11 protein-coding genes and 1 riboswitch are annotated in these 12,318 nt (G+C 68.6%); of the genes, 6 read left to right on the top strand and 5 right to left on the bottom strand.

Annotation, left to right across the window (positions count from 1 at the left end; translation table 11 throughout):
- Positions 1-28: 28 nt before the first annotated feature.
- Positions 29-292: a DUF4235 domain-containing protein gene (locus ABFP37_RS15430; protein ID WP_078026940.1), complete on the bottom strand. Its 264-nt coding sequence runs from the start codon at positions 290-292 to the stop codon at positions 29-31.
- 36 nt (positions 293-328) lie between these two features.
- A complete protein-coding gene (locus ABFP37_RS15425) occupies positions 329-880 on the bottom strand; it encodes a heme-degrading domain-containing protein (RefSeq protein ID WP_347034081.1) in 552 nt (183 codons plus the stop codon).
- 119 nt (positions 881-999) lie between these two features.
- A riboswitch (TPP riboswitch) is annotated at positions 1,000-1,143 on the top strand.
- Positions 1,144-1,213: 70 nt separating this feature from the next.
- Between ABFP37_RS15425 and ABFP37_RS15420 the strand changes: the two genes are divergently transcribed.
- Genes ABFP37_RS15420 through ABFP37_RS15410 form a run of 3 tightly spaced genes read left to right on the top strand, consistent with a single transcriptional unit; the run spans position 1,214 to position 4,265 of the window.
- The gene (locus ABFP37_RS15420; protein WP_347034080.1) at positions 1,214-1,834 is read left to right on the top strand and encodes an ECF transporter S component; all 621 of its coding nucleotides are present in this window, start codon (positions 1,214-1,216) and stop codon (positions 1,832-1,834) included.
- Positions 1,834-3,465: an ABC transporter ATP-binding protein gene (locus tag ABFP37_RS15415; RefSeq protein WP_347034079.1), complete on the top strand. Its 1,632-nt coding sequence runs from the start codon at positions 1,834-1,836 to the stop codon at positions 3,463-3,465. Before ABFP37_RS15420 ends, ABFP37_RS15415 begins: the two co-directional genes overlap by 1 nt.
- Positions 3,462-4,265, top strand: coding sequence for an energy-coupling factor transporter transmembrane component T (locus ABFP37_RS15410; RefSeq protein ID WP_347034078.1), 804 nt, complete (start codon positions 3,462-3,464; stop codon positions 4,263-4,265). Before ABFP37_RS15415 ends, ABFP37_RS15410 begins: the two co-directional genes overlap by 4 nt.
- 11 nt (positions 4,266-4,276) lie before the next feature.
- Here ABFP37_RS15410 and ABFP37_RS15405 read toward each other — a convergent pair whose 3' ends face one another.
- Together ABFP37_RS15405 and ABFP37_RS15400 are read right to left on the bottom strand one after the other, a co-directional pair.
- A complete protein-coding gene (locus tag ABFP37_RS15405; RefSeq protein WP_078026945.1) occupies positions 4,277-4,762 on the bottom strand; it encodes a GNAT family N-acetyltransferase in 486 nt (161 codons plus the stop codon).
- A 27-nt stretch (positions 4,763-4,789) separates the two neighbouring features.
- On the bottom strand, positions 4,790-5,767 hold the full coding sequence (locus tag ABFP37_RS15400; protein WP_078026946.1) for a hypothetical protein: 978 nt from the start codon (positions 5,765-5,767) through the stop codon (positions 4,790-4,792).
- Positions 5,768-5,993: 226 nt separating this feature from the next.
- Between ABFP37_RS15400 and ABFP37_RS15395 the strand changes: the two genes are divergently transcribed.
- The 3 genes from ABFP37_RS15395 to ABFP37_RS15385 all read left to right on the top strand — a co-directional run bounded on the left by ABFP37_RS15395 (position 5,994) and on the right by ABFP37_RS15385 (position 9,704).
- Complete coding sequence (locus ABFP37_RS15395) at positions 5,994-7,517, top strand: UDP-N-acetylglucosamine 1-carboxyvinyltransferase (protein WP_078026947.1); 1,524 nt, start codon at positions 5,994-5,996, stop codon at positions 7,515-7,517.
- A gap of 148 nt (positions 7,518-7,665) precedes the next feature.
- The gene (locus ABFP37_RS15390) at positions 7,666-8,901 is read left to right on the top strand and encodes a glutamate--cysteine ligase (protein ID WP_347034077.1); all 1,236 of its coding nucleotides are present in this window, start codon (positions 7,666-7,668) and stop codon (positions 8,899-8,901) included.
- Between the two features lie 131 nt (positions 8,902-9,032).
- The gene (locus ABFP37_RS15385) at positions 9,033-9,704 is read left to right on the top strand and encodes an aspartate/glutamate racemase family protein (RefSeq protein ID WP_347034076.1); all 672 of its coding nucleotides are present in this window, start codon (positions 9,033-9,035) and stop codon (positions 9,702-9,704) included.
- Here the strand turns inward: ABFP37_RS15385 and ABFP37_RS15380 are convergent.
- Positions 9,692-12,298, bottom strand: a complete 2,607-nt coding sequence (locus tag ABFP37_RS15380; RefSeq protein WP_347034075.1) for an AMP-binding protein — start codon at positions 12,296-12,298, stop codon at positions 9,692-9,694. The genes ABFP37_RS15385 and ABFP37_RS15380 overlap by 13 nt on opposite strands.
- Positions 12,299-12,318: the final 20 nt, after the last annotated feature.

Here is a 12,318-nt window from a genome sequence, read left to right as displayed (position 1 = left end):
AACCAGCGGCCGGCTCAACCAGCGTGGGCTAGACGATGTCCTGGCTCTTGGCGAAGCGGGTGATGGCCCGCTGCGTGCCGCGGTTGGCCAGCACCTGGATGACGGCGCTCACGGATGCGGAAATGAGCGCGAACGTCAGCGCCGAACGCAGCGTGGTGGGGACGTCGTCCTTGCCGCCCTTCGGCGGCTTCCGGCCGGTGGTCTTTTCCCAGATGGTATCCACGGCCTTGGTGCCGGCGAACCCGGCCAGCAGGCTGACGCCCGTACCAAGCAGCTTGATGAAGAAATTCATTCAGGGACTCCTAGCGTCTTGAATTCTGGACTTCCCCTAGCCTAGCCGCATGGACTGGTGGATTTCCGTCAGCGCCTGAACCACCAGATCGTGGTCGGCCTTCTGTGGCAGCCCGGACACCGTGACAATGGCGACCGCGCCGACGTCGCGCACATAGACGGGGAAGGCGCCGCCGTGGGCCGCATAGGTGGACTGGTCGAACCAGGCGTTGTCCTCGATCCGGCCGCCGCCCACCCTGCCGCGCAGGCCCACCAGCAGCGACGGTTCCTCGTAGCGTGCCGCCGTCCGCTGCTTGGCCTTGACCCAGCCCTCGTTGTCCGGCGTGGCGCCTTCGAGCGCCACGTGGAACAGGACCTGTTCGCCCTTGGTGATGTCGATGGCGATGGGCAGGTTGCCCTTCTTGCCGAGTTCAACCAGCAGGAGGCCCAGGTTGAGGGCGTCGTCCTTGCTGAAGGCGGGAAACTGCAGCGCGGCGATCTGCGCCTCGATCTCGGCGATCAGCGCCTCCAGGGAACCTGCGGGCTGTTCGTCGGGGGAGTCGGGGTCGAAGCCGGTCGCTGCGCCAATGACGGAGTCCTGTTGTGTCATGGCCCCAATGTACTCCGGACCGGTAACCGGCAGGCGCCGGAAACTCCCGGATTGTGACACCTGCCCCCGGTCTTCCGGGGCCGTCCCGGTGTAAACTGGATCAGCCCACAAGGGCAGATTTATTACGACAGGGGAGCGCCGCCGTCGGGGATCACTGGCAACTGCCAGCCGAACCGCGGATGGGCGCTGAGAGTGCGGACAGCCGCAGACCCTCGAACCTGATCCGGCTAGTACCGGCGCAAGGGAGTCGAGTTCTCAAAGTGTCCGGCAGCTGGCGGCCCAACCACCCGCAGCCGGGGAGCGCTTTCCCCTCCTGTTCCTCAGGAGGACATTATGACAACTGCAGCAATCAAGAAGACCGGTTACAACTGGCGCGTGACGGACATCGTGGTGGCGGCACTGATCGCCGTTGCCGGCGGCGTGATCTTCTGGGCCTGGTCCCAGGGCGCCAACCTCATTTCCGCTCCGGTCAACGCGGTCTACCCGCCCCTTTCCGGGCTCTACGCCGGCGGCTGGATGATCCCGGCCGTGCTCGGCATGCTCATCATCCGCAAGCCGGGCGCGGCGCTGTTCTGTGAGACCGTTGCCGCCACCGGTGAACTGATCATGGGATCCCAGTACGGCACCACGGTGCTCATCTCGGGCGTCCTGCAGGGCCTCGGCGCTGAGCTGGTGTTCGCCGCCTTCATGTACAAGAAATTCAACCTGCCCGGGTCGCTGCTGGCAGGAGCCGGCGCCGGCCTGTTCTGCGGCCTGAACGATTCGTTCCTCCCGTGGGGCTGGAACATCGCCTACACGGCAGGGGACAAGCTCGCGTACATCATCTTCACCTCCATCTCCGGCGCGATCATTGCCGGCGCCCTGTCCTGGGTCGCCACCCGCGCCCTGGCCAAAACCGGCGTGCTGAGCTCGTTCGCGTCCCGCAAGGCAGCCACGGAGCCCGTCTTCTCCTGATGCCCACACCTCACGACGGCGGTGTCCGCCCCGCCGCGGTCACCGCCCGCGGCTGGGGCTGGCGCCACGCCGGACGAATCAGGCCGGCAGTCCACGGGCTGGACCTGGACATCCGTCCCGGGGAGCGCGTCCTGCTCCTGGGCCCCTCCGGCGCCGGCAAATCCACGCTGCTCCACGCCCTCGCCGGCGTGCTCGGCGACAGTACCTCCGGAAACGTGACAGCAGCCGACGGCGGCACCCCAGACAGCGACGACGCGGACGAATCCGGCAGCCTCCTGATCGACGGCGAGCCGCCGCACACCCGGCGGGGCCGCGCCGGCCTCATGCAGCAGGACCCCGAAACCCAGGTGGTGCTCTCCCGCCTCGGCGACGACGTCGCGTTCGGCGCGGAGAACCTCTCGGTTCCCCGCGACGCGATCTGGGCGCGCGTGCACGAGGCGCTGGACGACGTCGGGCTGGTGCACCTGCCGCTGAACCATCCGACGTCGGCGCTGTCCGGCGGGCAGAAACAGCGCCTTGCGCTGGCCGGCATCCTGGCGATGCGTCCCGGGCTGATCCTGCTGGACGAGCCCACGGCCAATCTTGACCCGGCCGGTGTGCTGGAAGTCCGGGACTCCGTGGGGCGCTGCCTCGACAAGACGGGCGCCACGCTTGTGGTCGTGGAGCACCGGGTGGCGGTGTGGAAGGACCTCGTGGACAGGATCGTGGTCCTGCAGCCGGGGTCCGCCACGCGGCCGGCCGTGCTGATCGACGGCCCCCCGGACCAGGTCCTGGAACAGGCACGCGGCATGCTCACCGCCGCCGGGGTCTGGGTGCCGGGCTACGTTCCGGCCACGCGGCTGCGGACGTTTGGCGGCACTGCAGCAGCCGCGGGCCTTGCTGCCGCCAACATGCCGGGGGAGCTGGCCGTTGCCTCCGGCCAGCTGCTCCTCGCCGCCGAGGACCTGGCGGTTTCGCGCGAACGTCCCCGCCGCCGCGGCTTCAAGTCCGTCCCGCCCGTTCCCGTCCTGCGGGACGTCGCGGCACAGGTCCGCGCCGGTGAGGCGCTGACCGTCACCGGACCAAACGGCGTCGGCAAGTCCACGTTCGCGCTGACCCTCGCCGGACTGCTTCCGCCCGTGGCCGGCACGGTGTCCGCCGCAGTGGAACTGAGCCGCGGCGCCGGGATCGACCCCTACAAATGGAAGGCGGAGCAGCTGATCGCCAGGATTGGAACGGTGTTCCAGGAACCCGAGCACCAGTTCGTCACGGGCCGGGTCCTGGACGAGCTCCAGTTCGGCCCCAAGCACCTGGGCCACGGCGAGGAACGCGTGGACGAGCTGCTGGAACGGCTCCGCCTGACCGAGCTCGTGGACGCCAACCCATACACCCTCTCCGGCGGAGAGAAGCGCCGGCTCTCGGTGGCCACCGTCCTGGCGGCGCACCCGCAGGTCCTGGTCCTCGACGAACCCACCTTCGGCCAGGACGCCAACACCTGGGCCGAGCTCGCCTCCTTCCTGTCCGAACTGCTCGACGCCGGAACCGCCGTGGTCTCCGTGACGCACGACGAGGAGTTCACCCACGTCCTGGGCGGCACCGAGCTCCGGCTGGGCAGCCGTGAACTCAGGGCTCCTGAACAGGCCGCGCCATGAGGGACGCGCTGACCCTCGCCGGCAACCAGGCCGTGCTGGTCCGGGCCAACCCGCTGGCCAAATTCGCGGCGGTCTTCCTCATCACGCTGGTCCTGGCGCTGTCCATCGACTGGATGTCCGCGTCCGTGGCGCTGGTGTGCGAGATCCTGCTGTTCCCGCTGGCCGGACTGACCTTCACGCTGCTGTGGCAGCGCGGCTGGCCGCTGATCCTCGCGGCGGCCGTCGGCGGCTGGAGCACCTCCATCCTGGCGCCGGACAGCGGCAAGGTGCTGCTCGACGTCGGACTCTGGTCCATGAGCGAAGGTTCCCTGGAGCTGGGGCTCGGTTTCCTGCTCCGCGGCCTCGCCATCGCGCTGCCCGCGGTGCTCCTGATGAGCTGCACCGACCCCACGGACCTCGCCGACGCGCTGGCACAGAAGGCGAGGCTGCCGCACCGCTTCGTGCTCGGCACACTCGCGGCGATGCGGCTGGTGGGGCTGATGGCGGAGGAATGGCAGACCATCGGCATGGCGCGCCGGGCCCGTGGAGTGGGGTCCCGCGGCAACCCGTGGCAGCGGCTCCGCGCCACCCTGGGCCAGAGCTTCGGGCTGCTGGTGCAGGCCATCCGCCGGGCAACCCGCCTGGCCGTCACCATGGAAGCCCGCGGCTTCGGCGGCGCCAGCCGGACCTGGGCCCGCGAATCAACGTACAGCGGGCTGGACATCTGGGTACTGCTGGGCGGCGCCCTGATCGCAGGAGGAGCCGTGAGCGCCGCGCTGTGGGCGGGCACGTGGAACATGGTGTGGCTCGAAGGGTCCTAGGCCCAGGGGCTTCAGGAGCGAGCCATCCGCAGCTCGGGTAGCCCCTCCCATTCGTCAATGGTTTCCCGGGCGCCGGTGAAGGTGAAGCCGTTGCGGCGGTAGAACGCCTGGGCGCGCGGGTTGTCTTCCGCAACCCAGAGCGCCGCCGGCCCGGCTCCGAGCGCTGCGTCCAGGAGCTTTTGGCCCAGCCCCGTGCCGTGGTGAGCCTTCAGGAGGTAGATGCCCCAGAGTTCGGCCACGTCCCGGCCTTCCGCCGGCGGAAGTGAGCCGGCAAATCCCACCGGGCGTCCGCCGCTCATGGCCACGAACTGACGCTCCGCGTGCGGGCCGGCCAGCAGGCGCTGCCACAGGGCCAGCCGTTCCTCCACGCGCTGTGCCGCGAGGAATGCGGGGGACAGGAGCCCCGAGTACGTCTCGCGCCAGCACTCAAGATGGAGCCGGGCCAGGGCCTCGGCCTCGCTTGGTTCGGCTGGCCGGACGCCGTCGATGGTATGCATGGCCAGATTCTAGCGGCCGGTGCCCCGCTAGAGGCAGGAGTAGTCGTAGTCGAAGCCCTTGGCGACGAACTGGGTGAGGACCACGTTGCCGCCCGGAGTGAGGGGTGAGGCGGCGCAGTTGTTCTTGGCCCCGGTCGCAGTGCGGGCACCGGCGAGCCAGCTCGGGAGGTCATACAGGCTGCTGTCCGCAGTGACCTGGCCGACGATCTGCCCCCACTGGGACCCGGTGGAGTAGATGCCCACGGTCGCCCCGATGCTCTGGAAGAAGTCCGTCATGCCCTCGAGGTCCGCCCGGTTGGCGGTCTTGTCCCCGGACCACGTGTTCCCGGTTTCGACGTCAAGCCACCAGAGGTAGTCCTCGGGGTTGGTTATGCTGCGGAGGTAGGCGTCGTCGAAGGCCTTGGCGTAGCCGTACATGTAGGAGCACGGTGCGTCCTTCTTTCCTTCCGTGCACTCGCCGTACGGGTTCGCTACGGTCTTGCCGCCATATTCGTTGCTGGTGGGCCACCAGGTCCCGGCCGTGCCGGGGTTGGCGGTGTTGACGTACAGGGCCACGGTGGGCTGGCCGGTTCCGCCGAGCGAGTCATCCGCCCAGTCGAGCTGCTGGTGCAGGCACGGGTTGGTGGTGTTAGCCAGCCCGTTATTGACGCCCACGATTGCGAACGCCGCGTCCTCGGGCAGGGCCTTGTTGCACTGCGGCCAGGAAACGTCGTTGCCCAGCAGGACCCCGCCGCCCCCGGATGGTTGAGCCCCGGAGGGCTGTGCGCCGGGGGGCTGTGCGCCCGACGGCTGGGCCAGGGGGGAGGGAGATGACGACGGCGGGACGGCAGGCTGGGCGGTAGACGACTGGGCAGCGGGCCAGTCTCCCGCAGGCACCGGACCTCCATCCACGCGGGGTCCGGGCACCAGGCCCAGGACGGTTGTGATCACGAAGGAGAGCATCACGGACGCCTGCGGCCGGGGAGGGCGTTTCTTGCTGAACACCGCGGAGGTGAAGGTGAACAATGCGGCCTCCCGTTCCGATAACGACCCCAGCCGGTAGCGTTAGCTTGCTCCGGATGCCTCCTCCGGTCAAGGCCTCCCGGCGTGCCGAGCCGGGACGCGTTGCTGCTGGCGCAGGTCAGATAACGGGAGGATTACTTTTATCGCATGAAGCGGGTATGAATGTGACATTTACGGCACTTTAGGCGTTTCCTCGGTAGCAATACATCATTAGTGATATTTTTTCATCATGACACAACAGACTGCTGAACAGGTCGGCCTCATGCTCCGCGACGCCCGGGGGCAGAACGGCTGGACGCAGGGGCAGCTTGCGGCCGAGCTCGGGACGAGCCAAAGTGCCGTTGCCCGGATGGAGCAGGGCAAGCAGAACCTGAGCCTGAAAATGATCCAGCGCCTCGAGGCGATCTTTGGCCGGAGCATCGTCCAGCTCGGCAAGTCCCAGATGACCCACCTCCGTGTGGAAGGCGGCCGGACGCTCTCCGGCTCTGTTGACGTCAACACGAGCAAGAACGCCGGCGTGGCGCTGCTCTGCGCCAGCCTCATCAACCGCGGCACCACCACCCTGCGCCGGCTGGCCCGGATTGAGGAAGTTAACCGGATCGTCGAGGTGCTCACCAGCATCGGCGTCGAATGCATCTGGCTCAACGACAACGATCTCCAGCTCCGTCGGCCCGCAGTCCTGGACCTCGAGTCCATGGACGTCGAGGCCGCCCGCCGGACCCGCAGCGTGATCATGCTCCTCGGGCCGCTGCTGGACCAGTCGGCCGAGTACCGGCTTCCCTACGCCGGCGGCTGCGACCTGGGCACCCGCACCGTGGAGCCGCACATGCAGGCGCTGCGCCAGTTCGGGCTGTCGGTGGAGGCCACCGCCGGCTTCTACACCGTACAGGCGCCGCCGTCGGACAGCTTTGACCGGTCCTTCGTGCTGACCGAACGCGGGGACACGGTCACGGAAAACGCCATCATGGCCGCCGCCCACCGTTGCGGCAGCACCATCATCCGGAACGCCAGCCCCAACTACATGGTGCAGGACCTCTGCTTCTACCTGCAGAGGCTCGGCGTGGAGATCGACGGCGTGGGCACCACAACGCTGAAGATCACCGGCAAGCCGTCCATCGACGTCGACATCGAATACTTCCCTTCCGAGGACCCGATCGAGGCGATGAGCCTCATCACTGCCGGCATCGTGACCAATTCCGAGGTGACCATCCGCCGGGTGCCCATCGAATTCATGGAAATCGAGCTTGCCACCCTGGAGCAGATGGGCCAGAAGCTGGAGGTTTCCGGGGAGTATATGGCCCGCAACGGACGCACCCGGCTGGTGGACGTGACCACCAGGCCCTCCGAACTGCGCGCGCCGGAGGACAAGATCCACCCGATGCCGTTCCCGGGGCTGAACATCGACAACCTGCCGTTCTTCGCTGTCATTGCGGGCAACGCGGAGGGCCAGACCATGATCCACGACTGGGTCTACGAGAACCGTGCCATCTACCTCACGGAGCTGAATAAGCTGGGCGCCCGCGTGCAACTGCTGGATCCGCACCGGATCTACGTCAACGGCCCCACCCGCTGGCGGGCCGCCGAGGTGGGCTGCCCGCCGGCCCTCCGCCCGGCAGCCTGCCTGCTCCTGGCCATGCTCGCGGCGCGGGGAGTGTCGGAACTGCGCAACATCTATGTGATCGAGCGCGGCTACGAGGACCTGGCCGAGCGGCTCAACACGATCGGCGCCAAGATCGAGTACTTCCAGGACTAACGCAGGGCGCGAACGGACACTTAAGCCCCCGCCCGAGGGCGCGAACTGGCAGACAACGACCGCTCCGGGAGGATTTGAGGGCCACAAGTGCTCGTTCGCGCTTCGTCATGTCGGGGACGATTTGGCCGGTCTGGCGCACAATGTAGGCATGCGGACTTTTGGGGTCGAGGAAGAACTGCTGATCGTGGATCCGGACAGCGGCGAACCGCTCGCGCTCGCCGATGCGCTGCTGGCCGGCCGCAAACTCGCGGCCGACGACGCTCCGGACAAGCCCCGGCTGCTGCAGAAGCAGACCAAACCCGCCTGCGACGACGAAATGGGCTTGAGCGCTGAACTCAAGCTCGAACAGATCGAAACCCAGACCCGGCCGTGCCTGGACTATGCGGAACTGCTCCGCCAGATCGGCGCCGGCCGGGCGATGGCGGATGATGCCGCCCAGCGGCAGGGCGCGCGGGTGGCGGCGCTGGCAACCTCCCCGCTGTCCCTCGCAAGCCACACGACCCCGGACCCGCGGTACGCCCGGATGCTCGAGCGCTTCGGCCTGACCGCCCAGGAACAGCTGACCTGCGGCTTCCACGTCCACACCTTCATCGAATCCCAGGACGAAGGCGTGGCGGTCCTGGACCGGATCAGGGACAAGTTGGCTGTCCTGATTGCCCTCAGCGCCAACTCCCCGTTCTGGCAGGGCGTGGAAACCGGGTTCGAGAGCTACCGCACCCAGGCCTGGAACCGCTGGCCGACGTCCGGCCCCACCGCCATCTACGGCAGCCTGTCGGCGTACCGGCGGGTGGTGACCCGCCTGCTGGACAGCGGTGTGCTGCTGGATGAGGGCATGATCTACTTCGATGCGCGGCTCTCCCGGAACCACCCCACGGTGGAGGTCCGGGTGGCCGACGTCTGCCTCCGTGCCGAGGACGCCGCGCTGATCGCCGTCCTGGTCCGCGCGCTGGTGGAGTCCGCCGGCAGGGAATGGCGCGAAGGCGTGGAGCCGGCACCGGTCCCCACCGTGCTGTTGCGCATGGCGGCGTGGCAGGCCAGTAATTTCGGCCTGCGCGGCGAGCTGCTGGATTTCGGCAGCTTCCGGCCCGCACCCGCCGCGGACGTAGCGCGCTCGCTCGTCGATTTCCTCGAGCCGGTCCTGGCCGAGAACGGTGAGCTCGAGCTCGCCAGGCAGGGCGTCGAGGAGATCATTGCGCGCGGTACCGGCGCCGCGGAGCAGCGCACCGTCCGGGAAACCGTGATGGAAAAGGCAGAGCCCGACGACGGCGGGCTGGGTGCCGTCGTCGGGCATGCCGTGCGGGCCACGCTGCGCGGGGCGGCGGGTTACGCGGACGACGCGGACACGGTGCCTGTGCCGGAGCTGCTGCGCGTGCGCCAGTCCTGATCCCGTTGCCCAAATGTTCGTTCGCGCTCAAAGGGGCGGGGATGTTTCCGATGGTCATTTCGCGGTAAACCAGCCGAAATATTGGCTGGCTACTGTGGAACCAAATGATCCACTCGGGGAAGGCATGGACCATGCGCGTAGGAATCATCCGGGTTTTGACGACGTCGGACCGGCGACTGTTGAACTCCCACGGCAGGCTGCTGCAGGAAACCTTCGGCTTCGAGGTAACGTCCCGGTGCGTCCCGGACCAGCCGTCCGGGGTCCACAACGCCGAGTCGCTGCAGCGCGCCGTTCCGAAGGTCGTGGAACTGGCGCTCGACATGGCCGGCGACGTTGATGCCCTGATCGTCAGCTGCGCCGCCGATCCGGGCCTGGCGGAGGTGCGCGGCCTGGTGAACGTTCCGGTGATCGGTGCCGGTTCCGCGGCTGCTGCTGCCGCGCTCACGTTCGGCGGCCGGGTGGGGGTGCTGGGCCTCAAGGACTCGGTGCCGAGCCCGATCTCGGACGCCCTGGGGGAGCGGATGCTGCTGATCGACGGCCCGGAGAGCGTGGAGACTCCGGAAGGGTTCCTCATGCCGACGGGGATCTTCGACGCCCTGGCCGCCGCCCACATGCTGGTGGACGCCGGCGCGGATGTCATCGTGGAGGCCAGCACCGGGCTGACCAGCATCGGCATGGCGGACGTCCTGCGGAGCAGGCTCGGGATTCCGGTCATCGACCCGGTGATGGCTGCCGGGTCCATGCTGGTCTCGGCCGTGGCGTCGCGTGCCCTGCCGACGCCCCGGGCGCTTCAGGCGGTCTGAGGCCGGATCCTGCCGGCACGTTGCCGCCGCCGGTTGGTCTTCCACCGGTGCGCCGTGCCCATCACCCGTGTGCACACCGCCCAGTAGGCCACGCCGGCGGCAAGCGATGCCGCCACGGCCAGGGCGGGGCTGATCCCGGCCAGCGGAGGGTAGACCAGCCAGTGGACCAGGTACGTGTAGAGCGAGGCGCTGGCCAGCAGCATGGTCAGGCGGCCGAAGACCTTCGGCACCGGCAGGGTTGGCAGCCAGATGAGCAGCAGGATCCCCGCGACCACCGTAAGCTCCCGGGTGGCATTCTCGAAGAAACCGGGAACCGTCGCGGCGGCAAGGGCAGACACGACGCAGCGCTGAACCGCGGTCCGGGACCGCGCGACGGCCCAGCCCAGGGCGAAGAGCCACAGGGCGGGCGCGGTGTGCGGCACGCCGGGATCAACCAGCTCGTAGCGCGTGAGCAGCCCTGCCCCGGTGAGGACGAGCGGGAAGAGCAGCGGAAGGCGACGCTCGGCGCGGTGCACCCAGGGAATCGCGAGCAGGGCGGTCATGCCCGCAAGCAGGTAGACAAGCACCTCAATGAACCAGAAGTGCCACTGGGTGGTCACCGCCTCCGGCCCGATAACGGCGTTGAGGAGCACGATGTTGGCGAGGCTGTACCTGTCGGTGATGAGGTAGGCGAACGCGATGAACGCCATGCTGGGGACCACCACCCTGGCCAGGCTGGCAAGCTGCCGCCGGAGCCGGGGCAGCTGTTCCCCGGACAGCTGGAACCGCGCGAAGTTGTAGCCGGCCACCGCCATGAGCACGTGGGCTGTCCCCTGCCAGCTGAAGAATCCGACGTGCGTGCTGACGATCAGCACGATCGACACAGCCCGCAGCACGATGCTGGTTTCCAGCGGCACCAAGAAGCGCCGCATCTTCCGCCCCGACACACCGCTCCGCCCCGGCAGGCTGCGCTCCGGCACATCGCGCAGTCGCGGTTCCAGGTCCCGGACAGGGGTGACGTGCCAGTCCTGCGGGAGGTGCCCCAGCGCCTGTTCCAGCCTGACGGACGCCGCCACATAGGACAGCGAGTCCCCGCCCAGCGAGACGAACGTATCGCCGGGCGCGATCTCCGTGAGCTCCAGCGTGTCCTGGAAGATGCTGAGGACGTTGTCGGGCCCGGCGGCGGCCCCCGAAGAGCTCGCCGCCGGCTCAGTTCCGGGCCGGTTGCTGTGGGACACGCCGTTTCCGGACAGCGCAAGGACCGCCGGATAGTCCAGTTTGCCGGTGGCCAGGCGGGGGAGATGCTCGACGGCGTGCAGCTCAAGTGCCGCCCGGGGCAGCCCGATTCCCTGCGCGAGGACCTTGGCCAGCAGGTGCGTGTCGTGGTCGCCCTCGACGGCGACCACGACGCCCTGGTCGGTGCCGGCGCTCGCCGCCTGCACGCCAAGGCCGGCCAGGATCCGTTCCACCTGCCCGAGGTCGACCCGGAGCCCCACGATCTTGACGAACCGGCTGCGCCGGCCCACCACTTCGTAGACACCGGCGGGATGCCTCCGGGCGAGGTCGCCGGTGCGGAGTTCGCTGATGGTCCTGGCCGCGGCGAGGTCCGCAGGGCTCTCGGCGTACCCGAGCATGACGTTGGGTCCGGTGTAGACGAGTTCGCCGTGCTCCAGGCCGGGCACGGGGTCGATGCGGAACGCCCCGCCGGGCACGGGAACGCCGATGGAACCCGGGACCGTGGCTGCCAGATCGGGAGGAAGGTAGGCCATCCGGGCCGTGGCCTCCGTCTGGCCGTACATCACGAAGAGTTCCCAGCCGCGCCGGCGGCCGAGCCCGGCGTAGCTTTGCACCATCTCGGGTGCGAGGCGGCCGCCGGCCTGGGTCACGTAGCGCAGGCTGGGGAGATCCATCTCAGCGAAGGCGACCCGTTCCAGCAGCTCAAAGGTGTAGGGAACGGCCGCGAATGACGTCGCCCGGCGGCTGCGGAACAGTTCCCAGAAGCACGGATCAACCACGGACACGTCCGTGAGCACCAGGCCTGCCCCGCGGAGCAGGTGGCTGTTGATCACGGACAGCCCGTAGCAGTACGACATCGGCAGGGTCGTGGCCGCGCGGTCATCCGGGCCGATGTTCAGGTACCCGGCAATGGACTCCGCGTTGGCCTGCAGGTTGGCGTGGGACAGGCGCACCAGTTTGGGGGAGCCCGTGGAGCCGGACGTGCTGAGCATGAGCGCAAGGTCCGGGTGCAGCTCGTGCCGGGTGCCGGGGCGGCGCTCCTCCAGCACGGGCTGCCCGTCTCCGGAGCGCAGAATGACGTCGGGCTCGTAGGCCGCAACGATGGAGTCCAGGGCTGCGGGTTTGTCCTCCGGCAGGAGGATCAGCGGGTGGCCGGAGACTAGGGCCGCCAGGTAGGCGATCAGCGAATCGACGTCGTTGGCGGCGGCCAACGCCACCAGGCGCCGCTCGGTGCCGAGCCGGAGCGCGAGGGCATCGACGCGGTCGGCAAGCTCCCGGTAGGTCAGGGCGAAGTCGCCGGCGAGGATGGCGGGCCTGTCCCCGTGGCTCGCAAGATCCGAGGCAAAGGACACCCGCTCGAAATCGAGCTGTGTGGTCACCCGGAAGATTTTATTAGTTA

Source organism: Burkholderia sp. RS01, assembly GCF_039748055.1.
In the GTDB taxonomy this organism is placed as follows: domain Bacteria; phylum Actinomycetota; class Actinomycetes; order Actinomycetales; family Micrococcaceae; genus Arthrobacter.
This window is presented reverse-complemented; position numbering and strand designations above follow the sequence as displayed.